At 65.9% G+C, this 26249-nt stretch carries 22 protein-coding genes; 7 read left to right on the forward strand and 15 right to left on the reverse strand.

Annotation, left to right across the window (positions count from 1 at the left end):
• Window positions 1-48: 48 nt before the first annotated feature.
• Window positions 49-2766 carry a preprotein translocase subunit SecA gene (gene secA, locus MU516_RS15230; protein ID WP_260278132.1) on the reverse strand — a complete coding sequence of 906 codons (2718 nt, stop codon included), beginning with the start codon at window positions 2764-2766 and terminating at the stop codon, window positions 49-51.
• A 207-nt stretch (window positions 2767-2973) separates the two neighbouring features.
• On the opposite strand from secA, the gene MU516_RS15235 reads away from it, so the two are divergent.
• The 4 genes from MU516_RS15235 to MU516_RS15250 all read left to right on the forward strand — a co-directional run bounded on the left by MU516_RS15235 (window position 2974) and on the right by MU516_RS15250 (window position 5717).
• Entirely contained in the window at window positions 2974-3819 is an 846-nt protein-coding gene (locus MU516_RS15235) for a peptidylprolyl isomerase (protein WP_260278133.1), read from the forward strand.
• The gene (gene argJ / locus MU516_RS15240) at window positions 3819-5072 is read left to right on the forward strand and encodes a bifunctional glutamate N-acetyltransferase/amino-acid acetyltransferase ArgJ (protein WP_260278134.1); all 1254 of its coding nucleotides are present in this window, start codon (window positions 3819-3821) and stop codon (window positions 5070-5072) included. Before MU516_RS15235 ends, argJ begins: the two co-directional genes overlap by 1 nt.
• Complete coding sequence (gene mutT, locus MU516_RS15245; protein ID WP_260278135.1) at window positions 5069-5467, forward strand: 8-oxo-dGTP diphosphatase MutT; 399 nt, start codon at window positions 5069-5071, stop codon at window positions 5465-5467. The genes argJ and mutT overlap by 4 nt, the downstream gene beginning before the upstream one ends.
• A gap of 121 nt (window positions 5468-5588) precedes the next feature.
• Window positions 5589-5717: a hypothetical protein gene (locus MU516_RS15250; RefSeq protein ID WP_260278136.1), complete on the forward strand. Its 129-nt coding sequence runs from the start codon at window positions 5589-5591 to the stop codon at window positions 5715-5717.
• Window positions 5718-5834: 117 nt separating this feature from the next.
• Here the strand turns inward: MU516_RS15250 and infB are convergent, their stop codons facing one another.
• The 4 genes from infB to rimP are packed head-to-tail and all read right to left on the reverse strand — an operon-like array spanning window position 5835 to window position 11335.
• Window positions 5835-8405, reverse strand: coding sequence for a translation initiation factor IF-2 (gene infB / locus MU516_RS15255; protein WP_260278137.1), 2571 nt, complete (start codon window positions 8403-8405; stop codon window positions 5835-5837).
• An 8-nt stretch (window positions 8406-8413) separates the two neighbouring features.
• Window positions 8414-9034, reverse strand: a complete 621-nt coding sequence (locus MU516_RS15260) for an RNA-binding protein (RefSeq protein WP_260278138.1) — start codon at window positions 9032-9034, stop codon at window positions 8414-8416.
• An 18-nt stretch (window positions 9035-9052) separates the two neighbouring features.
• The gene (nusA, locus tag MU516_RS15265) at window positions 9053-10696 is read right to left on the reverse strand and encodes a transcription termination factor NusA (RefSeq protein WP_260278139.1); all 1644 of its coding nucleotides are present in this window, start codon (window positions 10694-10696) and stop codon (window positions 9053-9055) included.
• A 3-nt stretch (window positions 10697-10699) separates the two neighbouring features.
• Entirely contained in the window at window positions 10700-11335 is a 636-nt protein-coding gene (gene rimP / locus MU516_RS15270; protein ID WP_209057790.1) for a ribosome maturation factor RimP, read from the reverse strand.
• A 202-nt stretch (window positions 11336-11537) separates the two neighbouring features.
• Here rimP and MU516_RS15275 point away from each other — a divergent pair, with 202 nt between their 5' ends.
• A complete protein-coding gene (locus MU516_RS15275; RefSeq protein WP_260278140.1) occupies window positions 11538-12554 on the forward strand; it encodes a hypothetical protein in 1017 nt (338 codons plus the stop codon).
• A gap of 32 nt (window positions 12555-12586) precedes the next feature.
• On the opposite strand, the gene MU516_RS15280 is transcribed toward MU516_RS15275, so the two are convergent.
• Both MU516_RS15280 and MU516_RS15285 read right to left on the reverse strand, forming a co-directional pair.
• Window positions 12587-13654 carry a YcjF family protein gene (locus tag MU516_RS15280; protein ID WP_260278141.1) on the reverse strand — a complete coding sequence of 356 codons (1068 nt, stop codon included), beginning with the start codon at window positions 13652-13654 and terminating at the stop codon, window positions 12587-12589.
• Complete coding sequence (locus tag MU516_RS15285) at window positions 13651-15018, reverse strand: YcjX family GTP-binding protein (protein ID WP_260278142.1); 1368 nt, start codon at window positions 15016-15018, stop codon at window positions 13651-13653. The genes MU516_RS15280 and MU516_RS15285 overlap by 4 nt, the downstream gene beginning before the upstream one ends.
• A gap of 107 nt (window positions 15019-15125) precedes the next feature.
• Here MU516_RS15285 and hrpB point away from each other — a divergent pair, with 107 nt between their 5' ends.
• Window positions 15126-17600, forward strand: coding sequence for an ATP-dependent helicase HrpB (gene hrpB / locus MU516_RS15290; protein ID WP_260278143.1), 2475 nt, complete (start codon window positions 15126-15128; stop codon window positions 17598-17600).
• Between the two features lie 232 nt (window positions 17601-17832).
• Here the strand turns inward: hrpB and MU516_RS15295 are convergent, their stop codons facing one another.
• Genes MU516_RS15295 through MU516_RS15325 form a run of 7 tightly spaced genes read right to left on the reverse strand, consistent with a single transcriptional unit; the run spans window position 17833 to window position 25039 of the window.
• On the reverse strand, window positions 17833-20922 hold the full coding sequence (locus MU516_RS15295; protein WP_260278144.1) for a valine--tRNA ligase: 3090 nt from the start codon (window positions 20920-20922) through the stop codon (window positions 17833-17835).
• A 60-nt stretch (window positions 20923-20982) separates the two neighbouring features.
• A complete protein-coding gene (locus MU516_RS15300) occupies window positions 20983-21651 on the reverse strand; it encodes a glutathione S-transferase family protein (RefSeq protein ID WP_260278145.1) in 669 nt (222 codons plus the stop codon).
• Window positions 21642-21995, reverse strand: a complete 354-nt coding sequence (locus MU516_RS15305; protein WP_260278146.1) for a hypothetical protein — start codon at window positions 21993-21995, stop codon at window positions 21642-21644. Before MU516_RS15305 ends, MU516_RS15300 begins: the two co-directional genes overlap by 10 nt.
• A gap of 1 nt (window position 21996) precedes the next feature.
• Window positions 21997-22866, reverse strand: coding sequence for an alpha/beta fold hydrolase (locus MU516_RS15310; RefSeq protein ID WP_260278147.1), 870 nt, complete (start codon window positions 22864-22866; stop codon window positions 21997-21999).
• Window positions 22863-23519 carry a glutathione S-transferase family protein gene (locus MU516_RS15315; protein WP_260278148.1) on the reverse strand — a complete coding sequence of 219 codons (657 nt, stop codon included), beginning with the start codon at window positions 23517-23519 and terminating at the stop codon, window positions 22863-22865. The genes MU516_RS15310 and MU516_RS15315 overlap by 4 nt, the downstream gene beginning before the upstream one ends.
• Complete coding sequence (locus MU516_RS15320; RefSeq protein WP_260278149.1) at window positions 23516-24310, reverse strand: VOC family protein; 795 nt, start codon at window positions 24308-24310, stop codon at window positions 23516-23518. Before MU516_RS15320 ends, MU516_RS15315 begins: the two co-directional genes overlap by 4 nt.
• A gap of 12 nt (window positions 24311-24322) precedes the next feature.
• Window positions 24323-25039 carry a DUF1428 domain-containing protein gene (locus MU516_RS15325; RefSeq protein ID WP_260278150.1) on the reverse strand — a complete coding sequence of 239 codons (717 nt, stop codon included), beginning with the start codon at window positions 25037-25039 and terminating at the stop codon, window positions 24323-24325.
• A gap of 75 nt (window positions 25040-25114) precedes the next feature.
• On the opposite strand from MU516_RS15325, the gene MU516_RS15330 reads away from it, so the two are divergent.
• Window positions 25115-25765: a winged helix-turn-helix transcriptional regulator gene (locus MU516_RS15330; protein ID WP_260278151.1), complete on the forward strand. Its 651-nt coding sequence runs from the start codon at window positions 25115-25117 to the stop codon at window positions 25763-25765.
• 15 nt (window positions 25766-25780) lie between these two features.
• On the opposite strand, the gene MU516_RS15335 is transcribed toward MU516_RS15330, so the two are convergent.
• Complete coding sequence (locus MU516_RS15335) at window positions 25781-26212, reverse strand: Lrp/AsnC family transcriptional regulator (RefSeq protein ID WP_209057805.1); 432 nt, start codon at window positions 26210-26212, stop codon at window positions 25781-25783.
• Window positions 26213-26249: the final 37 nt, after the last annotated feature.

Below are 26249 nucleotides of genomic sequence, written 5' to 3' on the forward strand. Positions count from 1 at the left end.
GCGAACGCCGTCGCGGGACGCAATCGGAACGGCGGCGGGATGCCGGGTTCAGATCGCGCCGTGGCAGTGCTTGAACTTCTTGCCCGATCCGCAGGGGCAGGGGTCGTTGCGCGACGGATTGCCCCAGGTAGCGGGATCGGCCTCGTCGAATCCCTCGACCAGCGGTACGGGGCGGTCTGCGTCGTCCTCGGACTGCTTCTCGGCGCCGTGCTCCATCGTCAGATGTTCCTGCCCGGCCTTCTGCTGCTGAGCCATCTGGCGCAGCATTTCCTCGCGCTCGGCGTCGGTCAGGGGACGGATCTGGGCCAGGCGCTGGGTCACATCGCCGCGCAGCCCGTCCAGAAGCAGTTCGAACAGCTGGAACGCCTCGGTCTTGTATTCCGACAGCGGATCGCGCTGCGCATAGCCGCGAAAGCCCACGACGCTGCGCAGATGTTCCAGCGTCACCAGATGCTCGCGCCATTTCTGGTCGATCATCTGCAGCAGGACCTGTTTTTCGATCATGCGCATGTTCTCGACGCCGAAGCCCTGCTCCTTCTCGGCCATGTAGGTATCGGTCGCCTCTTCGATGCGCTCGCGCATCACTTCTTGATCGACGCCCTCTTCGTCGGCCCATTCGGCGACCGGCAGGTTCATGTTCAGCTTTTCGCGGATCGCGGTCTTCAGCCCGTCGGTGTCCCACTGGTCGGCATAGGATTTCGGCGGCATGAAATCATCGACCAGGTCGTCGATTACCTGGTGACGCATGTCGGCGGCGATTTCGCCCACTTCGGTGCTGTCCATGATCTCGCGGCGCTGGCTGAAGATCGCCTTGCGCTGGTCGTTCATCACGTCGTCGAATTTCAGCAACTGCTTGCGGATGTCGAAGTTGCGGCCTTCGACCTTGGCCTGGGCGCGTTCAAGCGACTTGTTGACCCAGGGGTGAACGATCGCTTCGCCTTCCTTCATGCCCAGCTTGGACAGGACCGAATCCAGCCGCTCCGAGCCGAAGATCCGCATCAGGTCATCGTCCAGCGACAGGAAGAACAGCGATCGTCCCGGATCGCCCTGACGGCCCGAACGGCCGCGCAGCTGGTTGTCGATCCGGCGGCTTTCATGGCGTTCGGTGCCCAGCACGAACAACCCGCCCGCGTCCAGCACCGCCTGCTTGTCGGCGGCGTGCTCTTCCTCGATCCGGGCCCGAAGCTGGTCGGGATTGGCGTCGGGGTCGGCGTTCAGCGCCTCCATGACCTTCATCTCGACATTGCCGCCAAGCTGGATGTCGGTGCCGCGGCCGGCCATGTTGGTGGCGATCGTGACCACGCCGGGCTTGCCGGCATCCGCGACGATCTGCGCCTCGGCCTCGTGCTGGCGGGCGTTCAGGACGTTGTGGGGGATGCCGTCCTTTTTCAGCAGCTCCGACAGCATCTCGGATTTCTCGATGCTGGTCGTGCCGACCAGTGTCGGCTGGCCCTTGGCGTGGGCCTCCTTGATGGCCTCGATCACGGCGGAATATTTTTCCATCGCCGTGCGATAGACGCGGTCATGTTCGTCAAGCCGTTGGATTGGGCGGTTGGTCGGCACCTCGACCACGCCCAGCTTGTAGATCTCGGCGAATTCCTCGGCTTCGGTGCTGGCGGTGCCGGTCATGCCGGCCAGCTTGTCATAAAGCCGGAAATAGTTCTGGAAGGTGACGCTGGCCAGCGTGACGTTCTCGGGCTGGATCTCGACGCCTTCCTTGGCCTCGATCGCCTGATGCAGACCGTCCGACAGGCGGCGGCCCTTCATCATCCGGCCGGTGAATTCGTCGATCAGCATCACCTCGCCATCGCGCACCATGTAGTGCTGATCCTTCAGATACAGCTTGTGCGCGCGCAGGGCCTGGCTGGCGTGGTGGACGATGGTGGTGGATTCGGGATCGTAGAGCGTCTGACCCTCGGGCAGGATGCCGTCGGCCCACAGCTTCTGTTCCAGAGCCTCGTTGCCCTCTTCGGTGAAGGTGGCGTTGCGGGTCTTTTCGTCCAGCTTGTAGTGATCCTCGGCCAGCAGCGGGATATACTTGTCCAGCGTGACATACAGTTCGCTGCGGTCCTGGCTGGGCCCCGAGATGATCAGCGGCGTCCGCGCCTCGTCGATCAGGATGCTGTCCACCTCGTCCACGATCGCGAAATGATGTCCGCGCTGGACCATTTCCTCGACGCTGCCCTTCATGTTGTCGCGCAGATAGTCGAAGCCGAGTTCGTTGTTGGTGGCATAGGTGACGTCGGCGGCATAGGCCTGACGCTTTTCAGGTTCCGGCTGGAACGGGTAGACGACGCCGGTGGTCATGCCAAGCTGGGAGAAGACCTTGCTCATCCATTCGGCATCGCGCTTGGCCAGGTAATCGTTGACGGTGACGATGTGGACGCCCTTGCCGGTCAGCGCGTTCAGATAGGCCGGGAAAGTCGCGACCAGCGTCTTGCCTTCGCCGGTCTTCATCTCGGCGATATTGCCCTGATGCAGGAACATGCCGCCCATCAGCTGCACGTCGAAGGCCCGCAGGCCCAGTGCCCGTCGCGCGCCCTCGCGGCAGTTCGCGAACGCCTCGGGCAGGATCGCGTCCAGCGACTCTCCATCGGCGATCCGCTTCTGGAATTCGTGCGTCTTCTCGATCAGCCCTTCGTCGGACAGCGCGGTAAACTGGTCCTCCAGCGCGTTGATCCGGGCGACCAGCGGGCGGGTCGATTTCACCTTGCGGTCATTGGGCGTGCCAAAGACCTTCTTCGCCATATTTCCGATGCCCAGCATATTACCTTCGCGATCACGTTGTTGGGAAAGCCTGTCAGAGGGGGGCCACTTGCCCCTGCCTTCCGCATTGCCGTATCAGAGGCCTGAACGAAAGCGGCGGCGGCGGCGCCTTCCACGGTTGCGTCGGGATGTATGCCTCGTCTGCCTGACTGTCAACGCTGGCCCGGTCCCGTCTTGGGGCTGGGCATGACTTGCAAAGGATTTTCCATGCTGAAACGTTCGATTCTGGCCGCCGTCGTGATCGCGGCCCCGCTGACCGCGCCCGTTGCCGTGCTGGCGCAGGACAAGGGCGCCGAAACCGTCGTGGCCACGGTGAACGGTCAGGACATCACCCTTGGTCAGATGATCGTCATGAAACAGTCGGTGCAGGATCCGCAGATGGCGAACCTGCCCGATCAGGCGCTGTGGGACATGATGCTGGATCAGCTGATCCGCCAGACCGCCGTGGCCGAAACCGGCAAGGAAAACGCCGGCACCCGCGCGCAGCTGGAACTGCAGCGGCGCAACACCCTGGCCACCGCCGCCGTCAGCCAGATCGCCGAGCCGGAACCCACCGACGACGAGATCCAGGCGGCCTATGACAAGCTGTTTGCCAATGCCGAGCCGAGCACCGAGTTTTCGGCAGCCCATATCCTTGTCGAGACCGAAGAAAAGGCCAAGGAACTGAAGCAGCAGCTGGATGACGGCGCCGATTTCGGCACGCTGGCCGAAGAGAATTCGACCGGACCCAGCGGCCCGAACAAGGGCGATCTGGGCTGGTTCACCGCGGACCAGATGGTGCCCCCCTTTGCCGAGGCTGTGCAGGCCATGGAAAAGGGCCAGGTGTCTGACCCGGTGCAGACCGATTTCGGCTGGCATGTCATCAAGCTGAACGACACGCGCGTCAAGGAGGCGCCGAAGATGGACGAGGTTCGCGACCAGCTGGTGCAACTGGTCCGTCGCGAGAAGGTCGAGGCGCAGATCGAGAAGATCGTGACCGAGGCCGAGGTTCAGAAGACCGAAGACCTTGATCCCGCGCTGATGAACAACAGCGACCTGCTGGGAGCCGAGTGATGGGAAAGGCGGGACTTCCGGTTTCGCCGCTGGCCCCGGCCGGCTTTCCCGACCTGCCGGTCATCGCCGGCGTCGAGTTCGCCAGTGCCGCCGCGGGCGTCAAGTATCAGGGTCGCACGGATGTGACCCTGATCCGCATCGCCCCCGGATCGACCGTGGCGGGCGCATTTACCCGGTCGTCGACCCGCGCCGCCTGTGTGCTGGACAACCAGGCCAAGCTTGCGCAGGGCGGCGATGCGCCTGACGGTGCGGCGGTGATCGTCAATTCCGGCAACGCCAACGCCTTTACCGGCGCGCGCGGACAGGAATCGGTCGATGCCGTGACGGCCGCCGTAGCCGCGGCAACCGGTGTTCCGGCCGGACGGGTGTTTTCATCCTCGACCGGCGTGATCGGAGAGCCGCTGCCCCATGACCGGATCGTGGCGGTGGTGGATGATCTGGTGCGCGGGCTGGACGAGGGGGGCGTGGCCGACGCCGCCCGCGCCATCATGACCACGGACACATTCCCCAAGGGCGCGTCCGCGACCGTCGCAACCGAAGGCGGAGAGATCCGCATCTCGGGCATCGCCAAGGGGTCCGGCATGATCGCGCCCGACATGGCGACGATGCTGGTCTATGTCTTCACCGATGCCAGGATCGCCGCGTCGTTGCTGCAGCACGCGCTGTCGTCAGGGCTTGAGACCAGCTTCAACGCGATCACGGTGGACAGCGACACTTCGACCTCGGACGCGCTGATCTGTGCGGCGACGGGGCGCAGCGCGGCCGCCGAAATCACCTCGCTGGACTCCGTCGACGGGATCGCCTTCGTCAAGGCGCTGCACGGCGTCATGCGCGAACTGGCCCAGCTTGTCGTGCGCGACGGCGAGGGGGCGACGAAATTCGTCGAGGTGCGCGTGACCGGCGCGGAATCGGATGCGGACGCCAGGAAGGTCGCAATGGCCATCGCCAATTCGCCGCTGGTCAAGACCGCCATCGCGGGCGAGGACGCCAATTGGGGCCGGATCGTGGCCGCGGTCGGCAAATCGGGCGCCGAAGCCGATCGCGACCGGCTGACGATCCGTTTCGGCGACATGATCCTGGCCCAGAACGGCTGGCGCGCACCGGACTACGACGAGGCCGCCGCCAGTGCCTACATGAAGAACCAGGATCTGGTGATCTCGGTCGATCTGGGGCTGGGGCAGGGCGCGCGGACCGTGTGGACCTGCGACCTGACCCACGGCTATATCGACATCAACGCCGATTACCGGTCGTGAAGACGGTTCTGGTCGCCGCCGTCGCGTTGATCGACCCCGACGGGCGCGTGCTTCTGGCACAGCGCCCCGAGGGCAAGTCGATGGCTGGTCTTTGGGAGTTTCCGGGCGGCAAGGTCGAGCCCGGCGAGACGCCCGAAACCGCGCTGATCCGCGAATTGCAGGAAGAGCTGGGCATCGACACCTGGGCGTCGTGCCTTGCGCCTCTGACATTCGCCAGTCACGGCTATGACGATTTCCATTTGCTGATGCCGCTTTTTGCCTGCCGCAAATGGCAGGGGATCGTCCAGCCGCGCGAGGGGCAGGGCCTGAAATGGGTGCGGGCCGCAGATTTGCGCGATTACCCCATGCCACCGGCAGATATTCCGTTGATTCCGATCCTTCAGATGTGGCTTTGATGTCTCTGATCGGGCCTTGATGATGCTGGCGTTGCCCCAAAAGGTCGCGGGTCTGCCAAAAAATACACCTTTGTTAACTTTTTCATGACAGGCTGATCCTTGAGGAGAGGGAGAGCTTGACATGATTCGCACCATTTCTTTGGGACGCTATATTTCCGTGCAGGGCCTGTTCGAGCGGTTGACGCCGAACGGCAACATCATCATCCGCGTGGGCAGCCGGTTCTACGAAGGCAAGCCGATTTCGGGCTGAGAAGCCCATCCGCGAGAAGATCAGGGCTGCCTGCCGGCCCGTCTATTGATCATGCCATGAAAAAGGGCGGCTCATAGGCCGCCCTTTTTCGCATTTCCAATCCGGAAGGCGCGCGTCTTACAGCGTCCGTTCGACTTCCTCGCGCTCGAAGATCTCGATGACATCGCCCTGACGGATGTCGTCGTAGTTCTCGAATGCCATGCCGCATTCCTGGCCGGACTGGACTTCCTTGACCTCGTCCTTGAAGCGCTTGAGCGTCTTCAGCGTGCCTTCATGGATCACTACGTTGTCGCGCAGCAGGCGAACGCCGGCGCTGCGGCGGGCAACGCCCTCGGTGACCAGACAGCCGGCAACCTTGCCAACGCCGGTGACCTTGAAGACTTCGCGGATCTCGGCATAGCCGATGAAGTTTTCGCGAACCTCGGCCGACAGCAGGCCGGATGCAGCCGCCTTGATGTCATCCACCAGGTCGTAAATGACCGAGTAGTAGCGGATTTCGACACCTTTCTGATTGGCCGAATTGCGGGCCGGGGCGTTGGCACGGACGTTGAAGCCCATGACCGGTGCCTGGCTTGCTTCGGCCAGACCGATATCGGATTCGGTGATTGCACCGACACCGTAATGCAGCACGCGCACGCGAACCTCGTCGTTGCCGACCTTTTCCAGCGCCTGAACGATCGCCTCGGCAGAGCCCTGCACGTCGGCTTTCAGGATGACCGGCAGTTCGGCGACGCTTTCATCGGCCTTGGCCTTGGCCATCAGCTGCTCCAGCGTCGTCGCGGCACCGGCTGCGGCGCGCTTGTCCTTGGCCTGCTGGGTGCGGAACTCGGCGATCTCGCGGGCCTGAGCCTCGGTTTCGACGACGTTAAGAACGTCGCCTGCCTCGGGCGTGCCGTTCAGACCCAGCACCTCGACCGGAACCGAGGGACCGGCCTCTTCGACGCGCTCGCCCTTGTCGTTGATCAGGGCGCGGACCTTGCCCCACTGTTCGCCGACGACGAAGATGTCCCCGCGATGCAGGGTGCCGTGCTGGACCAGAACCGTCGCGACGGGGCCGCGTCCGATATCCAGCTGTGCCTCGATCACGGCGCCTTGTGCAGCGCGATCGGGGTTGGCTTTCAATTCCAGGATCTCCGCCTGCAGCGCGATCGCTTCAAGCAATTCGTCCAGGCCTTGGCCGGTCTTGGCCGATACCTCGACATCCTGCACGTCGCCGGACAGCTTTTCGACGATCACTTCCTGATGCAGCAGCGCGCTGCGCACCTTGTCGGGATCGGCGTCGGGCTTGTCGACCTTGTTGATCGCCACGATCATCGGGACCTTGGCGGCCTTGGCGTGATTGATCGCCTCGATGGTCTGCGGCATGACCGCGTCATCGGCAGCCACGACCAGCACGACGATGTCGGTTACATTGGCACCGCGCGCCCGCATCGAGGTGAACGCGGCGTGGCCCGGCGTATCCAGGAAAGACAGCACCGCACCGCTTTCGGTCGTTACCTGATAGGCGCCGATATGCTGGGTGATGCCGCCGGCCTCGCCCGACACGACATTCGCGTGCCGGATCGCATCCAGAAGCGAGGTCTTGCCGTGGTCCACATGGCCCATGATCGTGATGATCGGCGGGCGCGACTTCATGTCTTCGGCCTTGTCCTCGACCGAATCGATGACCTGCTCGACATCGGCATCGGAGACGCGAACGGCGTTGTGGCCGAATTCCTCGATCACCAGTTCGGCGGTGTCGGCGTCGATCGGCTGGTTCATGGTCACCATCATGCCCATCTTCATCAGCGACTTGACCACGTCGGCGGCGCGTTCCGCCATCCGGTTGGCCAGTTCCTGCACGACGATGGTTTCCGGCAACTGAACGTCACGCACCTGCTTTTCGGCGCGAACCGACTGGCCCATCGCCTTCTGGCGAGTGCGTTCCTGCTTGCGCTTCATCGCGGCAAGGCTGCGCTGACGCCCGCCTTCGCCCGACAATGCCTGATTGAGAGACAGCTTGCCCGAGCGGCGGTTGTCGTCGCGTCCGCCCTTGCCACGGCTGTCGCGGTCGTTGCCGCGATCCGCGCGGTCGCGGTCGGTCTTGCGCGGACCGGCGGCGGTCACGCCCTTGGTCTCGGCGCGCGCGGCGGCAGCCTCGATCGCAGCCTGATCGGGGGCGGCAGGCGCGGCTGCAGAGGCGGTTGCCTTCTTGGCGACCTCTTTCTTCGGCTCGTCTTTGCGGCGCGTTGCTTCCTCGGCCTCGCGGGCACGACGGGCTTCTTCTTCGGCCTTGGCCTTCAGGGCCTCTTCGCGTTCGCGATCTTCGCGTTCCTTGGCCTCGGCCTCGGCGCGGCGGCGTTCGCGTTCTTCCTCGCGGGCCTTTTCATCGGCTGCGCGTGCGGCAGCCTCGTCGGCCTCGCGCGCCTTCGCGGCGGCAAGCGCCTTCAGCCGGCGCTCCATCTCGGCTTCCGAGATGCCTGCGGGACGCCTGGACGGATCACCTGCATGCTTCGAAACCAGCGGCGATTTCGGCTTGTCACCGGCACCACCACCCTGCGCGGCACCCGCCTTGGGAACCACGACGCGCTTGCGCTTGGTTTCGACGACCACGTTCTTCGTGCGGCCGTGGCTGAAGCTTTGCTTGACCTGGCCCGAGCGGCCCGTGCCGCCGACACCAAGGGTCTTTTTTCCGTCTTTGTCGCTCATCTGCGTCTTCATTCCTTCCCGACGGCCGTATTGCCGTCGTCATGCCCGCGCAGACCCGTCAGTCTGCCGGCTTCCAAGATCACCTTGTCCGTCAGGCCACCCGCCGCAAGCGCGCCGTGTATGACATGATCGCGCCCGAAGGACAAACCCAATTCTGATGCGGTCAGGCAGCCGAACCAGCGTCCGCCCGTGGGCGTCCACAGCTTGCCCTTGCCGCGTTCCGACCCGTCGCTGGCCTGCAGCAGCACCTTTGCGCGCCCCTCGGCCAGCCAGCCTTTTACCTTTTCGAAACCGGCCACCGCGCGACCGGATTTGCGGGCCAGCGAGACCAGTTCCACGACCCGCCTGGCCAAAGCGGCCTCGACCAGGTCGGCCAAGCCGTCAGGGGCTTTCACCTGCGCCTTGGCGGCGCGGGAAAACAACCCCTTTGCGGCGGCTTTCTCGATCGCCGCGCGATCAGCGGCGACCCAGATCCCCCGGCCCGGCAATTTTTCTGCCAGATCCGCGACGATCACGCCGTCGGGCCCTGCCACGAAACGGATCAGGCCGCGCTTGGGCTGCACCTCGCCAGTGGCGATGCAACGCCGCTCGGGCTCATCGCGTTCCTTTATGCGTCCACCACGGCTCAAGCCGGAAGATCCGGGGCATCACGCCCCGGCCTCCTTGCCGGCTTCGCCGTCCTCATCGGAGTCGGCCATTTCGGCCTCGTCCTCGGCGGCGTCGGCTTCCATCTCGGTCGGATCGACCCAGCCCAGCATCACGCGGGCGGTCATGACCATGGTCTGCGCCTCTTCCAGGCTGACATCAAACGGTTCCAGCAGGCCGTCATCCTTGACGCGCTGACCATTCACCGTGGTCCAGCCGCCGGCAAGTTCCCAGTCGGCGCAGGTGGCGAAATCCTCGAGCGTCTTCACGTCGTCCTTGGCAAGTGCCTCTACCATCTGGGGGGTCAGCCCCTCGAATTCAATGAGGCTGTCTTCGGCACCAAGGGCGCGGGCATTGTCCAGCGCAGCCTTGGCACGGGCTTCCAGAACGTCGCGGGCGCGGGCCTGCAGTTCCGCGGCCGTGCCCTCGTCCACGCCGTCGATGGTCAGCAATTCGTCCTGCTCGACATAGGCCACCTCTTCGAGATCGGTGAAGCCTTCGGCGACCAGAAGCTGGGCGAAGAATTCGTCCAGGTCCAGCGCCTCCATGAACAGGCCGGTGCGGGCGTTGAATTCGGCCTGACGACGCTTGGATTCCTCTTCCTCGGTCAGGATGTCGATGTCGAGGCCGGTCAGCTGGCTGGCCAAGCGCACGTTCTGGCCGCGACGACCGATGGCAAGCGACAGCTGTTCGTCGGGAACGACCACCTCGATCTTGTTGGCTTCCTCGTCGAACACGACCTTGCTGACCTCGGCGGGCTGCAGGGCGTTGACCAGGAATGTCGCCTGATCCTCGTTCCACGGGATGATGTCGATCTTTTCGCCCTGCAATTCGCCGACGACGGCCTGCACGCGGCTGCCGCGCATGCCGACGCAGGCACCGACCGGGTCGATCGAGTTGTCATAGCTGATGACGGCGATCTTGGCGCGCGAACCCGGATCGCGGGCCACGGCCTTGATCTCGATGATGCCGTCATAGATTTCCGGCACCTCCATCTTGAACAGCTCGGCCATGAACTGCGGATCGGTGCGCGACAGGAAGATCTGCGGACCGCGCGTCTCGCGGCGCACATCCTTGACATAGGCGCGGATGCGGTCGTTCGGCCGATAGCTTTCGCGGCCGATCTTCTCGTTGCGGCGCAGGATCGCCTCGCCGCGGCCGATATCGACGATGATGTTGCCGTATTCCTCGCGCTTGACGATGCCGTTGATGATCGTTCCGGCGCGATCCCGGAATTCCTCGTACTGGCGGTCGCGCTCGGCCTCGCGGACGCGTTGCAGGATCACCTGCTTGGCCGACTGCGCGGCGATCCGGCCCAGTTCGACGGGCGGAACCTCGTCCACGATCTCGTCGCCGACCTTGGGGTCGTCCAGATAGGGGCGGGCCTGCTCGACCGTCAGTTCGGCCTGGTAATTTTCCACGGCGTCATCTTCGACCACGGTGCGGATGCGGGTGAAGCTGGCGTTGCCGGTCTTGCGGTCGATCTTGACCCGGATGTCCATCTCGGCGCCGTAGCGCGATTTGGCGGCGCGGGCGAGGCTGTCTTCCATCGCCTCGATGACCAGCTCGGGCTCGATCATCTTCTCGCGCGCGACGGCCTCGGCCGTCTGCAACAGTTCCAGCTGATTGGCAGAGGTGATCGCCATCACTTACTCCTTGGTATGGGCGCCGTTCGCGCCTTCCTGTTCTTGTGTGTCGCCATCGCCGTCGGTCTCGACCGCGTCGAAGGCGCTTTCGTCCAGATTGTCGATCTCGACGCCGGCCTCTTTCTTCTGGCGCAGCATTTCGCGGATCAGGTCGTCGGTCAGCACCAGCTTGGCATCGCTGAGCCAGTCGAAGTTCAGCCCGATGGTCTGCACTTCGCCGGCCTCTTCGATGTTCACCAGAACCTCGTCGCCTTCCACGCCCGCAAGCACGCCCTTCCAGCGTTTGCGCCCGTCGATGGCCTGATTCGTTTCCAGCTTGGCCTCGTAGCCCTCGAAATCGGCGAAATCCTTCAGCCGGGTCAGCGGACGGTCGATGCCGGGGCTGCTGACCTCGAGATGATAGTTGTCCTCGATCGGGTCCTCGACATCCAGCGTGGCGCTGACCGCGACCGAAATCTCGCCGCAATCGTCCACGTTGATGCCGCCCTCGGGACGGTCGGCCATGATCTGCAGCGTCGCCGTCTTGCCGCCCTGCAAGCGAACGCGCACCAGTTCGAAGCCCAGATCCTCGATCACCGGGGTGATGATCTCGGCCAGGCGCCGGTCAATGGCGGTCTTGGCAATCAGGTCGTTCGACATGGGGTCCTTCGGATACGAAAAAGGGCCCGCAGCGGGCCCATGCGAATGCGTCCGGTGGGCAGGGGGTGGAAGCCTGCACCGCTGTTAGGCAGGCATATAGACGCGGGCGGCGGGAAATGCAAGCATATGCGCGACGGGCGGTTCATGACCGCGCGACCCGACCCTTCGCCAAAAACACCGACGAGCCAGGCCGAGCCAGTTCATGACCCGAATCGACGTTGCCATTCCGCCCGGCGCAGCCGCCGGTTGGGCCCCCATCGTGGGGCTTGCCAATCTTGCCGCGCGCCTGTTCGGCGGTCAGATCGTTCACTATCCGACCGAATATCCCGGCAAGCTGAAAAAGGCGTGGGGTTTGCGGCCACGGCCGCGCGGACGGCAGGATGCCGGTTTGCTGGCGCTGCTTTATGGCCCGTCCGACATCGCCAAGCTGCGCCAGGCCGCCGCGTTCCGCGACGATTACCGATTCGTGGTCGGCTGGATCATCGATTCCTTCTGGGAAGATGCGAATGTCCGCGGGTTCGAATTCGGAGGCATCGATCTTTTGTGCCTGATCCGCGAGGAAGAGCGCGACTATTACAGCCGGTTGACCGGCCGCGACGTGATGGCGCTGAACTGGGGGGCGGACGTGCTGGGCCTGGGGACCGACAATCCTGATCGCCCGGTGGACCTGCTGCGGGTGGGCCGGCAGCCCGAGGCGTGGAACGACGACGCAAGCAGCTCCGAGATCGCGCGCGAGATGGGGCTGAGCTTCGCGGGCCGGCCGCCCCAACACCCCGATCCGATGCAGAACCTGCGCGGGATCATGGACGCCTATGGCCGCGCGAAATATCTGGTGGCGCATTCCAACCTGACCTCGGTCGATCCGAACACCCACAAGACCAAGGAATACATCACCGCGCGCTGGACCGATGCGCTGGCGTCGGGATGTTCGATCGCGGGCGTGCAGCCGGTGCGCGACAGCAGCTATCGCAACATCCTGTGGCCGGGCGCGACGCTGGAATTCGACCGGATCGATCTGCGCCACAACATGCAGGCGGTGGCCGAGGCGGTCACGGCCTGGACATCCGAACAGGCGCGGCACAATCATCGCATGGCGCTGCAGCGGCTTGACTGGCGGCACAGCCTGAAGCGGATCGCGCAGGCAATGTCAGTCGCCACGCCGGCGCTGGATGAGGAACTGGCCCACATCGACCGCCTGACGCGCGGCGCGGACATCTAGCGCCGATCGGCAGGCCGGAAACGCAGCGCGGATCAGCGGTCCGGCGCGTCAGAGCCGAACAGCCCGCGCAGGCCGCGCGTGACCAGATTGCCGACCTTGGGGCGGGGCTGGGCCATGAAGGGCAGGGGGCGGCAGACCTCCATCGCGGCGATGCCGACCCGCGCGGTCAGCGCCCCGTTTACCACGCCTTCGCCGAAGCGGCGCGACAGCTTTGCCAGAACGCCGCCGCCCGCGACCGTGTGAATCAGGTCGTCGCCCGCCGCCACTGCGCCGGTGGCGACCAGATGGGTCATCACGGTGCGCGCCAGACGCCAGCCGCCGACCGCGCCGGCCCGCCCGCCATAGATTTCGGCCATCCGCCGGATCATCCGCAGATTGGCTGCCAGCGCCGCCGCGACATCGGCCAGCGCCAGCGGGATCAGTGCCGTGGCCGCGGCGACGGTGCGAGAGGCGGCCTCGATCTCGCGACGGGCTTCCTGATCCAGCGCGGCCAGCAATTCGGTTTCGGCCAGGGTCAGAAGACTGCGCGCATCGAAGACATCGCCGCGCGCCTCGGCCAGTCGCTTGAGGTTCCATTCCAGTTCGGGACGCTTGCGATACAAGGCCAGAAGCTGATCGGTCGCCTGGCGGGCCTTGTCCATGCTGTCATCGGCCAGCGCCGCACCCGCCTGCCGCTGGATCGCGTCGATCCGCGCGAACCGCGCCCACGCCCGGTATTCGCGCCACGCCATGCCAAGCGCGGCCAGGGTGAACATCGCAAACAGCGCGATCCCGATCCAGCCAAGCACGGGATAGCTGTCCAGCAGCCGGTTGATGAAATCCAGTGCCGCGATGGACAGAAGAAAGGTGAACAGCGCGACGCCGGAGTTGATGAAGAACCGCGTCAGCGCCGAGGGCGGGCGTCCGACCAGCCGCGTCACCATCTCCATCGTGCGGGGGCGCGGCAGGGTCAGGCTGGCCTCGTCGATGGGGGGCGCATCGGCGGGGTTGGGGCCGTCGCCGCGGCTTTCGTGACGCGGTCCGGTGCCCGTCGTCGGTTTCTCGGGCGCGTCCAGTTCGATCAGCACGGGGCCGCGCCTGCGGTTCTGGTCTTCGCTCACAGGCGGTCTCCGATCAGGAATTCGGCGGCGCGGTCCAGCCGGATATGCGGCGGACCATCGCCGGGGCGGGTGGTGCTGGCGGCGGGCGCGAAATTCATGATCGCGTAGTCGCCGTCCAGCCAGGCCTCGGATCCAGCGCGCGCGGGCTGCAGCAGCACGGCGGGATCGGCGGGCAGTTCGCCCGGATAGAACGCCGCCTGCCGGCCATCCAGCAGCCGGCCGCGCACGGCAGGCAGCTGGTCGCTGCCCTGCGCGATCATGTCCTCGGTCGTGGCGCGCAGCGCGGCGATCGCCATCGCCTCGGTTCGTGCGCCGCTGAAATCCGCACGGTCGCGCGCCTCGCGCAGCATCGCGGACAGGATAGCCGTCAGGCGGTTGTGCTGGATGTGGTGCAGATGGTCGGCCTTGGTCGCGGCGAAAAGGATGCGTTCGACCCGCCGCGTGCCGAGGATCTGCGCCAGCCAACCGGCGCGACCGGGGCGGAACGCGGTCAGGATGTCGGCCATCGCTCGGCGCATGTCCTCGACGGCCTGCGGCCCCTGATGGATCGCGCCCAGCACATCGACCAACACCACCTGACGGTCGATCCGGGCAAAGTGATCGCGGAAGAACGGCTTGACGACACGCGACTTGTAGGCATCGAAACGGCGCCGGAATTCGCGCCCCAGCTTGCCGTCGCGCAGGTCGGCGGGCAGCGGCGCAAAGGTCAGCGCGGGCGATCCGGCCATTTCGCCGGGGATCAGGAACCGGCCCGGCGTGCAGTCCGAAAACCCCGCATCGCGTGCAGCGTTCAGATGCGCGGTATAGGTTTCGGCCAGTTTCTGCGCGATGGGTTCGTCGAACCGCGCCGCGTCGATCCCGGACAGCGCGGCGGCATAGATATCGGCGCCGGGACGTCCCTCGATCCGCGCCAGCACTTCGTCGGACCATGCGGCGAAGTCACGTTCCATCAACCGCAGATCCAGCAGCCATTCGCCGGGATAGTCCACGATATCCAGGTGGATCGTCCGTGGCCCGGTCAGCCCCGAAAACAACCCGCGCCCGTCCATCCGCAGCGACAGGCGCAACTGACTGACATGGCGGGTTCCGTCGGGCCAGTGCGGGTCGGGACCGGTCAGCGCCGCGAGGTGACGTTCGAAGTCGAATCGCGGCACGGTGTCGTCGGGCTGGGGTTGCAGCCACGCGGTCTTCAGACTGCCGTCGGCTGCGGCGCGCAGGGCATGCATGCGCCCGCGATCCATCAGGTTGGCGACCAACGAGGTGATGAACACGGTCTTCCCCGCCCGCGACAGCCCCGTGACGCCCAGCCGGATCACTGGATCGCCAAGGCCAAGCCCCGCCATCAGATCGCTGCCGATACCCATTCTGCCTGCCTCGTGGTTCTGGTTGCCCCGAAGATAGGGACGCCGCGGGGATTTTCATAGGCCGTCCGGGCCTTTCCCACGACCCGGCGCTTTGGCATAACCCTGCGATGTCAGAAAGGTTGCCCATCGACGAGATCCTGCCCGCCTTGCGCGATGCGGTGGCGTCGCATGGGCGTGCGGTGCTGGTGGCCCCGCCGGGTGCGGGCAAGACGACACGGGTGCCGCTGGCGTTGCTGGATCTTGTGCCCGGCCGGATCCTGATGCTGGAGCCGCGACGGCTGGCGGCGCGGGCTGCCGCTGAACGGCTGGCCGAAGGGCTGGGCGAGGCGGTCGGGGGCCTTGTCGGCTATCGCATCCGGGGCGACGCGGTGGCGGGCAGCCGGATCGAGGTGGTGACCGAGGGCATCCTGACGCGGATGATCCAGTCGGACCCCGCGCTGGACGGTATCGGCTGCGTCATCTTCGACGAGTTTCACGAGCGCAGCCTGAACGCGGATCTTGGGCTGGCGCTGGTCTGGGAAGCGCGCGGGGCGCTGCGCGAGGATCTGGCCGTCATCGTGATGTCCGCGACGCTGGAGGCTGAACCCGTCGCGGCTCTTCTGGACGATGCACCGGTGATCCGATCCGAGGGGCGGGCGTATCCGGTCGAGACGATCTGGCTGGATCGACCGCTGCCTGCTGGCGCGCGACTGGTCCCCGAGGCCGCGCGCCTGATCGCCGCCGCCGAGGCGGCGACACGCGACACGGGGGGCACGCTGCTGGCCTTTCTGCCGGGTGAGGCAGAGATCCGGCGTGTCAGCGGATTGCTGGATCAGACCGGCTGCGAGGTGCTGCCGCTTTACGGTGCGCTGGATGCCGGCGCGCAGCGCGCGGCCTTGGCCGAGCCGGGGGCGCACCGGCGGATCGTGCTGGCGACCGCGATCGCGGAGACCTCGCTGACCATTCCGCAGGTGCGGGTCGTGGTGGATACCGGACGGGCGCGGCGGGCGCGGTTCGATCCCGGCAGCGGCATGTCGCGGCTGGTGACCGAACGGGTCAGCCGCGCCGAGGCCGATCAGCGAAGAGGACGTGCCGGCCGCGTCGCGCCGGGGATCTGTTATCGCATGTGGTCGCGCCCCGAAGAGGGTGCCCTGCCGTCATTCGCGCCGCCCGAGATCGCGGTGGCCGACCTGACGGGGATGGCGCTGGAACTGGCCGCATGGGGGGCGGAACCCGGCGATCTGGCGTTTCTGACCCCGCCGCCCGAGGGGGCGCTGCGCGAGGCGCGCGCATTGCTGACACAGCTTGGCGCACTGGATCACGCCGGGCGCGTCAGCGGTCACGGAAAGGCGCTGGCCGCGTTGCCGCTGCATCCTCGGCTGGCGCATATGCTGCTTGTGTCGGGTGCAGAGGCGGCAGATCTTGCGGCATTGCTGTCGGGCCGCGATCCGCTGCGCGGCGCGCCCGCCGATCTGTCCTTGCGGCTGGCGGCGATGCGCGATCCCAAGGCCTTTGCCGATCGGCACCCTTACGACGTGATCCGCCCGGCGCTGCACGCGATCCGGGACGAGGCGCGACGCCTGCGCCGGATGATTGCGTCCCGCGACGGCCGGGGGGCCAGCCCCCCGGCCCCCCCGGCGGCCGCTGGCGCGGCAAGGGGCTGCGGATCGTCGTCCGGCGCCATGGCGGCACTGGCCTATCCCGACCGGATCGGCCTGCGCCGCAAGGGCGAGTCGCCACGATTCGTGCTGTCCGGCGGCAAGGGGGCGGCGCTGGATGCGGGCGACGCCCTGGCCGGGCAGCGCCTGATCGTCGCGGTCGATCTGGACGGTGATCAGCGCGAGGCGCGCATCCGGATGGCGGCGGTGCTGGCCGAGGCGGAGCTGCGCGAACTGCATGGCGACAGGATCGCCGAGGTCGAGATCTGCGAATGGTCGCGCCGGGAAGGGCGTGTCCTGACGCGCCTGCAGGAGCGCTTCGGGGCGCTGGTTCTGTCGGATCGGATCTGGGCTTCGGCCCCCGAGGATGCGGTGGCGCAAGCGGCGCTGGAAGGGCTGCGGCAGGACGGGTTGCCATGGACCAGGACGGCGGCGCGGTTGCGCGCGCGGATCGCGCTGGTCGAGGGTCTGGGGCCGGTCGATGACGACAGCCTGCTGGCCGATGGCGACTGGCTGTTGCCGTGGCTGGGAAAGGCGCGGACGCTGGCCGATCTGCGGGGGCTGGACCTGTCGGAACCGCTGAAGGCGCGAATCGGTTGGGACGGCCAGCAGCGTCTGGCGGCCGAGGTTCCGGCCCATTTCACCACCCCGCTGGGGCGCAGGGTGGCCATCGACTACGACCATGAAACCCCGTCGATCGAACTGAAACTGCAAGAGCTTTTCGGCGTCACGCGGCACCCGACGGTTGCCGGGCGGCCGTTGCGGATCAGCCTGTTGTCGCCGGGTGGCAAGCCGGTGCAGGTGACCATGGATCTGCCGGGATTCTGGGCGTCATCCTATGCCGATGTGCGCAAGGACATGCGCGGCCGGTATCCGCGTCATCCCTGGCCCGAGGACCCGACCGAGGCCGATCCGACGACACGGGCAAAGCCGCGCGGGACCTGATGCGAACTGCGCCGAGATGTTGCGCAACACGGGCGCGCGTTGCCCGAGTCCGATCCCGGCGCAGGATGCGCCGGGGCTGATGCGAATTCCCTGAAAATGCCGGGTTTCGCGTCGCACCGCGCGTGCACAGGGGCAGCACCGGGCGTGCACAGCCTGTACACAGCTTGCGCACGCCGCATTGCCCATCCGCGCAACACCGGCGGCGCTGGCCGGTGCCGCGACCCGCGCGATGCTACATCGCCGCCAACTGCGCCAGCGCCGCGTTCAGGCGGGCGATGTCGTCGTCCAGCGCGACCAGCTTGTCGCGGGTTTCCTCGATCACCTCGGGTTCGGCGTTCTGCACGAATTTCGGATTTTCGAGACGCTTGCGCAGCCCCTGGGCATCCTTTTCGGATTTCGCCAGCGACTTGCGCAGCCGGGCGGTTTCGGCCTGAACGTCGATCACGTCACCGATCGGCAGCGCAAAGCTGGCGCCTTGGGCGGCCACCGCGATCATTCCCTTGCCCGCCACGCCATCGACGGGCGCATTGACCCGCGCCAGCCGTTCGATCAGCGGCGCATTGGCGGCCAGCGCCGCGCGCGCGTCCGCATCGGCCTCGGTCACGATCAGGTCCAGCCGCGCACCGGCGGGCACGCCCATCTGGGCACGGGCCGAGCGCAGCGCCTCGATCAGGGCGATGACCCAGTTCATCTGCCGATCCGCGTCGGCGTCGATCAGATCGGCGCCGCAGTCGGGCCAGTCGCCATGGACCAGCATCCCCGAGCGATCCCCGGTCAGTGCCCAGAGTTCTTCGGTGACGAAGGGCATGATCGGGTGCAGCATCAGATAGCACTGGTCCAGCACCCAGCCCATCGTCGCGCGGGTTTCCTGGGCATGATCGCCGTCAAACAGCGGCTTGGCAAATTCCACATACCAGTCGCAGACCTTGCCCCAGACAAAGGCGTAAAGTCCCGTTGCCGCGTCGTTGAAGCGATAGGTTTCCAGCGCGGCATCGGTTGCCATGCGGATGCGCGCCACCTCGCCGATGATCCAGCGGTTGACGGTATGCTGCGGCTGGGGCCGCGCGCCGCCGCCGCGCACCCCGTTCATTTCGGCAAAGCGCGTCGCGTTCCAGATCTTGGTGACGAAGTTGCGGTTCGCCTCGACATGTTTCGGGCCCAGCTTGGGATCGCGGCCCATCGCCGCCATGCTGGTCAGGGTAAAGCGCATGGCGTCGGCGCCGTATTCGTCGATCAGCGTCAGCGGGTCGATGACATTGCCTTTCGACTTCGACATCTTGGCGCCCTTTTCGTCGCGCACCAGCCCGTGGACATAGACCGTGTGGAAGGGCACGTCGCCCATCACCTCGAGCTGCATCATCATCATCCGCGCGACCCAGAAGAAGATGATGTCGAACCCGGTCACCAGAACGTCGGTGGGGAAATATCTTTCCATCTCGGGCGTCTTTTCGGGCCAGCCCAGCGTGCCGATGGGCCACAGGCCCGACGAGAACCAGGTGTCCAGAACGTCGGGGTCGCGCCAGACCGGATAGACCAGATGGGTCGGGTCCTGCGACAGGTTATAGTCGGCCAGGCTTTGCGACAGCATGTCGATGGCGGCCTCGCGATCCGCGACCTCGACCACACGGCTGATTTCCAGCGGTTGCGGCAGGCCCGCGATATCGTCGCTGAACTTCTTGCGGACCGCGTCGAAATCCGCGGCGCAATGCTGACGGTGACCGGCATGGACCAGACCATCGACCAGAAGGCCGAACAGTTCGACCTCGTCCAGCGCGCCGTCGCCTTCGTCATCGGTGAAGCTTTGGGGGCGCAGATCCAGACCGTACCAGACCGGAATCTGATGCCCCCACCACAGCTGGCGGGAGATGGTCCAGGGTTCGATATTTTCCAGCCAGTTGAAATAGACCTTCTTGTGCTGTTCCGGCAGGATCTGCGTGCGGCCGTCGCGGACGGCCTGCAGCGCGGGGCCGACGATGCGCTGGGTGTCCACGAACCACTGATCGGTCAGCATCGGTTCGATCACCACGCCCGAACGGTCGCCGAAGGGCTGCATGATCGGCTTGTTGTCGACGAGCGGACGCTTTTCCAGATGCTCGGCGCCGGTTTCCTGGTCGATTTCCTTGTGCAGATAGGTCACGGCCAGTTTCTCGGCGGTGATCTGGTCGATGACCCGCTGGCGGGCCTCGTAACGATCAAGTCCGCGCAGGTCTTCGGGGACCAGGTTGACGTTGCTGACATCGCCCACATCCTCGCCGCGCGCGGCACGCGCCGCGATTTCGGCGCTTTCGGAATAGGACAGGCCGTCGGCGCGCATCGCGCCCTTGGTGTCCATCAGCGCATATAGCGGAATGCCGTTGCGGGTTGCGACGCCGTAATCGTTGAAATCATGCGCGCCGGTAATCTTGACCGCGCCCGAGCCGAAATCGGGATCGGGGTAGTCGTCGGTGATGATCGGGATCAGGCGGCGGTGTTCCTTGGGGCCGACCGGAATTTCGCACAGCTTGCCGACAATGGGCGCATAGCGTGCGTCACCCGGGTGAACCGCCACCGCGCCATCGCCCAGCATGGTTTCAGGGCGGGTCGTGGCGATGGCGATATAGTCGCGGGTCTCGCGCAGGGTGACGCGGCCGTCTTCGTCGCGTTCGACATATTCATAGGTCTCGCCGCCCGCCAGCGGGTATTTGAAATGCCACATATGGCCGGGAACCTCGCGGTTCTCGACTTCCAGATCGCTGATCGCGGTCTCGAAATGCGGGTCCCAGTTCACCAGCCGCTTGCCGCGATAGATGATGCCCTTGTCATAGAGATCCACGAAGACGCGGATCACGGCGTCGTGGAAATTGCCTTCCTCGCCCGCGGGCGCGCCGGGGGCGCCGGACATGGTGAAGGCGTTGCGCGACCAGTCGCAGGAGGCGCCAAGACGCTTCAGCTGATTGATGATCGTGTCGCCGGATTCCTGTTTCCAGGCCCAGATCTTTTCGACAAAGGCCTCGCGCCCGATCTGGCGCCGTCCGGGTTCCTGCCGTTCCGCCATCCGCCGTTCGACGACCATCTGCGTGGCGATGCCCGCATGGTCCTGACCCGGCTGCCACAGCGTGTCGAAGCCGCGCATGCGGTGCCAGCGGACCAGGATGTCCTGCAGCGTGTTGTTGAAGGCGTGGCCGATATGCAGGCTGCCCGTCACGTTGGGCGGCGGGATCATCACCGTGAAAGTCTCGCTGCGCGAGGCATTCGCCCCGGCGGCGAAGGCGTTCGTGCGTTCCCATTCGGCGCTGATCCGGGCCTCGGCGGCCCGTGCGTCAAAACTCTTGTCCATGCTCATCGCGGCAGATCCCCTTCACTTGGGGGATGGATTAGCGAAAGCAGGGGCAAAGGCCAAGTGTCAGCGAAACCGTGCCGGTATCAGATCTGCAAACGGGAACCAGTGCAGGAACGGTTTGGCGTCCGACAGCACCCGCGCGACCGATGGCCGTGCCAGCAGGCGTTCGAAATAGGCCGACAGGTTCGGATGCGCGTCGAACGGGTGCAGGAACCCCGCATAGAACAGCGCGGGCGTGGCGGCGCAGTCGGCCATGCCGAAATCGCCGGCGATCCAGTCGCGACCGGTAAGCTGCCGGTCGGCGGCGGTATAGGCGCGGTCAAGCTGGCTGTGTGCCCAAGGGGCGACCACATCGACCGCGCCATCGGCCATGAACAGCCGCGCATCGACGATCGGTTGGGCGGTGTTCATCACGTGGATGTCGAAGAACCGGTCCCATTGCCGCGCCGTCAGCGCCGCGTCGGCGTCGCGTGGCAGCAAGGGGGCGGGGCCGGGGTGATGTCGGTCCAGCCATTCGATGATGATCGAGGTTTCCGCAAGCGTCACCCCCGCCGCGTCATCGCGCAGCGCCGGCATCTTGCCCATCGGCGTCAGCGTGGCCATCAGGTCGCGGTCCGCCTGCGATGACGGGTCGATCTGGCGATAGGTGAAGTCGGCGCCCAGTTCGTAAAGCGCGATCAGCACCTTGTGGCAATAGCTGGACAGCGGGTGGCCGTAGAAAGTCAGGCCCATCTTTCGTCCTTTCGTGGTTGGCGAACCAGCAGCACGACGCCGGACGGGTCGGAGGTCCAGTGACCCGTCACGCCGTCCAGCGGTTCCAGTTCGTCGCGGGTCGGGCCTTGCAGCTGGTCCAGAGCCGCGTCCGGGTCGTCGCTGAAAAATTCCAGCCAGACATCCGAGCGGCTTTGATGCGACACGCGGTCGATCCACAACGTCAGCGCGCCGAAGGTGAAACCGACGCTGTCCTGCACCGTCCGGGCGATGGGCAGGCCGACACGGTCGCGATAGAATTCGACCGTCTCCTGCCATTGATGCGCCGGAACCTTGATGGCGATGTTCCTGCCGGGTTCGATCATGTCAGTCTCCTTCCGCGGATGTGATCAGGTCCAGAACCAGGCCCGGCAGTTCGGGACGGTCGAGAACCCCAAGATGCGTGCTGTCGGGCAGCACCGCCAGCCAGGCGTCCGGGATGGTTTCGGCCATGTGGACGGCGTGGGCGGGCCGGATGAAGTCGCGATCGCCGATCAGCACCATCACCGGCATCCCGATCGTGGCGATCTGGTCGTCGCTGAACCCCCAGTCGGAGTTCAGCAGCGCGCCCAGCTTGTGCATCACCGGCACCATCGCCCCGGACCCGCCGGGGTTCTGGTCCTGATATCCACGCCGCATGTCCAGGAAATCCTTGGGCGACGGCAGCAGCGGCACCAGATCGGGCGAGGGGACATGGCTGGGGTCGCGGTTCATCAGGACCAGTTCGGGCAGAAAGCCGTCACCGTCCTGGCCGGCCGAGATGACGCTGAGCGAGGCAACCCGATCCGGCGCGTTCACCGCCATGTCCAGACCCAGCATGCCGCCAAGCGAGAATCCCACGACATGCGCCCGATCGATCTGAAGCGCGTCCATCACCGCCAGCGTATCGGCGCGCATCGAGGCCAGCGTGATCGGCGTCGGGCGATCCGCGGTGTGGCCATGCCCTTGCTGGTCGATCCCGATCACGGCGCGGTCCTGCGACAAGCGAGGGATCATGTCGGACCAGGACAGATCGGTGTTCATCATCCCGCCATGCAGCAGCAGGATCGGGGCGTGCGCCGATGCGGGATCGCCTTCGACGCGATACCAGACCCGGTGCCCGTCCATCGTCACCGTCTCGGCCATGGCGGCGGCGGGCACGAGCGACGCCGCCGCCGCGCAGAGGATCAGCGAAATTGCCGCCAGACCCGGTATCATGCCGGGGCGGATTGTGTCTGATCGGCTGCCTGCCAATGCGCCATGTGATCGGCCAGTGCCTTGGTAAAGGCGGGCCGCGAAGTCGCGCGTTCCAGATACCCGGCCAGGCGCGGCAGATCGTCCAGCAGACCGGCCTCGGCCGGAATGCGCAGGATCTCGGCCATCAACAGGTCCGCCACGGTAAACCTGTCGCCCACCAGCCAGTCGCGATCCTGCAGCACGTCCTGCAATTGCGACAGCCGGGGGCGCAGCAATTCCTCCTGCCGCGCCGCCGCGGCCTGGTTCTGATCGAAGAATTTCGCGACCGCCCATGGGATCAGGAAGGATTCGATGCTGTTCAGGGCCGCGATCACCCATTGTGCGACGCGGGCGCCGTCATCGCCCGAGGGCAGCAGATCGGTGCCCCGCGCCAGATGCAGCAGGATCGCCCCGGATTCGAACAGCGACAGGTCGCCGTCCTGAATCATCGGCACCTGCCCGAAGGGCTGGCGGGCGAAATGGGTGGCCGTCTTTTCGCGCAGCGGCACCGTCTCGACCCGGTAGGGGCGGCCGATCTCTTCGAGCAGCCAACGGATGCGGATGTCGCGGACATAACCGCGCGGCATGTCGGGCACCCAGTCATAGGTCGTCAGAACGACTTGTGTGGGGTTCATCGGCTTTTCTCCTTCGGGCCGACGACGGCAAAATGCGCGCCCTGCCGGTCCTGTGCGATGGCGATGAAGGCGCCTCCGGGCACCTCTTGCGGGCCGTGGACGACGGTGCCGCCAAGTTCGGCGATGCGGGACACCGCGTCGTCGATGCCGTCATGGCCGAAATAGGGCAGCCACAGCGGAAAGGGCGCGTTGCCCTGACCCTGGATGCCGCCGATATCGGCGCCGTCATGGGCGAACAGTTGATAGGTTCCCATATCGCCCATCGGCATCGCGGTGGATTTCGACCAGCCGAACAGGCGGGCATAGAATTTCAGCCCTGCGTCCGGATCGCTGGTCATCAATTCATGCCAGTTGCCATGCCCGGCCTTTGCCTGGTCGAAGGCATGGCCTTGACCCTGACCCTCACCCTGCATCGGCAGCGGTTCGAGGATGCCGAACGCGGCGCCTTGCGGGTCGGCCAGCAGGGCAAAGCGGCCGGTGCCGGGAATGTCGGCGGGCGGGCGGTGAACCCTTGCCCCGGCTTCGGTCGCGTCCTGTACCGCCTGGTGGGCGTCATCGACACCGAAATAGATCATCCAGAACGGCGGCATGTCGGGCATGTCGTCGGGCATCGGCATCATGCCCGCGACCATGTCCTGGCCGGATGTCGCGAGATGATAGTCGAACCCTTCCATCCCGGAATCAGCGATCGTCCATCCCAGCAGCGCGGCATAGAAATCCTCGGCCGCGGCGCGGTCGTCAGGGCGGCTGGCCAGTTCGTACCAGACTGGGCGTCCATGTATCTTCACCATGTGCGCCCTCTCTCAGCTTTGATCCAGGATCTGGGTGAAGCCGCCCCAGAACATCCGCTTGCCATCGAAGGGCATGTCGGGAAATTCCATGTCCTTCATGTCGGCCTCCATCTTGCGGGCCGCGTCGTCGCAAGTCGCGCGGTCGGGCCATTCGATCCACGAGAAGACCGGCACCTCGTCCGGTTTCGCGTCGGCGGCGCGGTAGAAATCGGTCTGCGTTCCGTGGGGCACATCCTCGCCCCAGCATTCGATCTGATGGGTCGCGCCATAGCCCTGAAACATCTCGGTCGCGCTTTTCGCCATGTCGATATAGGCCTGCTTGTTGCCCGATGGCACGGCCAGCACGAAACCCTGGACATAGCTGCCGGGCCGACTTTCGCCCACTTCCACGATCGGTGCGAACCCGCCCCAGAACAGCCGCTTGCCGTCGAAGGGCATGTCGCCCATCTGCTGCATGTCCGGGTCTTCCATGATCGACTGCCATGCTGCGTCGCAGGTGGCGCGATCGGGCCATTCGATCCACGAGAAGACCGGCGTCTCGTCATCGGTTGCCTGCGTGGCGCGGTAGAAATCGGTGTGCTTGCCGTGGGGCACGTCCTCGGCCCAGCATTCGACCATGCGGCGCGCGCCACGCTTCTTGAACATCGGCCAGGATGCGCGCGCGCGATCGGTATAGGCCTGTTTGTTGGCGGTCGGAACGGCTGCGACGAAGCCGGAGTAATAGGTCATCTGGGCCTCCCATCGGTTTATCCGAATCGCAGCATGGCGCTTGCAGTATTTAAAAGCAACTAATAGTATTAAAAAATGACCAAAACTGGCGACTCCACGCGCATCCGATATGACGAAGGCTGTCTTGCCGCCCATGCGCTGAACGTGATCGGCGACCGCTGGGCGCTGCTTGTGGTGCGCGAACTGATGCTGACGCCACGGCGGTTTCAGGCCATCCGCGCCGGGCTGCCGGGGATCACGGCGGCGGTGCTGACCCAGCGGCTGACGCAGCTGCGCGCGGCGGATGTAGTGGACCATGACCCGGATCTGGGGGTGTATTCGCTGACAGCTTCAGGGCAGGCGCTGCTGCCGGTGCTGCAGGCGATGTGCCGATGGGGCGCGTTGCATCCCGGCCATGATCCGCGCCGCTTCATCAGCCCGACGGCGCTGATGCTGTCGATGACGGCGATGATCGACGCGACGGCCGCGCAGGGCCGGGTGGCGACCGGTGGATTTCAGCTGGGGTCGGATCGTTTCATCATGCGGCTGCAGGGCGACGGGGTGGCCCGGCCCGAGGCGGTGCGCCGGATCGACGCCGATTTCGTGCTGGAGGGCAGCGGCAACGCGCTGGCGCGTGCGGTCTATGGCGCGACGCCGCTGGCCGAACTGGTGGCGTCCGGCGTGGTCGCGCTGGCTGGCGATAGGGCGGCGGCGCAGGGTTTCGTGGATCTGTTCCGGCTGCGTTAGCGTTGGGCGTGAGGCCTAAACGGCACGGTCCAGCTTGGTTGACAGATGGATCAGGCTTTCCGACGACCGCACCCCGTCCAGCGCGCCAATCCGGTCCAGAAGATCGTCCAGTTCGGCTGTCGATGAGGTCGCAAGCTGCAGCAGCAGATCGACCCGACCGCTGGTGGTATGGATCCGTTCGACCTGCGGCAGCGTCTTCAGCCGCGCCAGGATGCCGGGCAGGCTGCGCGGTTCGATCACCAGCATCACCGTCGCGCGGATCCGGCTGGCGCGAACCGCCTCGCCCAGGCGCAGCGTATAGCCCGCGATCGCGCCCGAGCCTTCCAGCCGTTCCAACCGCGCCTGCACCGTCGAACGCGCGACCTTCAGCCGCCGCGCCAGGACCGCGACCGACATGCGGGCATCCTGGGCAAGTTGGGTCAGGATGTTGCGGTCCAGTTCGTCCACGGCGCTTGGTCCCCGGCAGTTTCGTCAAATCGTCATC

The organism is Paracoccus maritimus (genome assembly GCF_025195095.1).
GTDB classification, from domain to species: Bacteria; Pseudomonadota; Alphaproteobacteria; order Rhodobacterales; family Rhodobacteraceae; genus Paracoccus; species Paracoccus maritimus.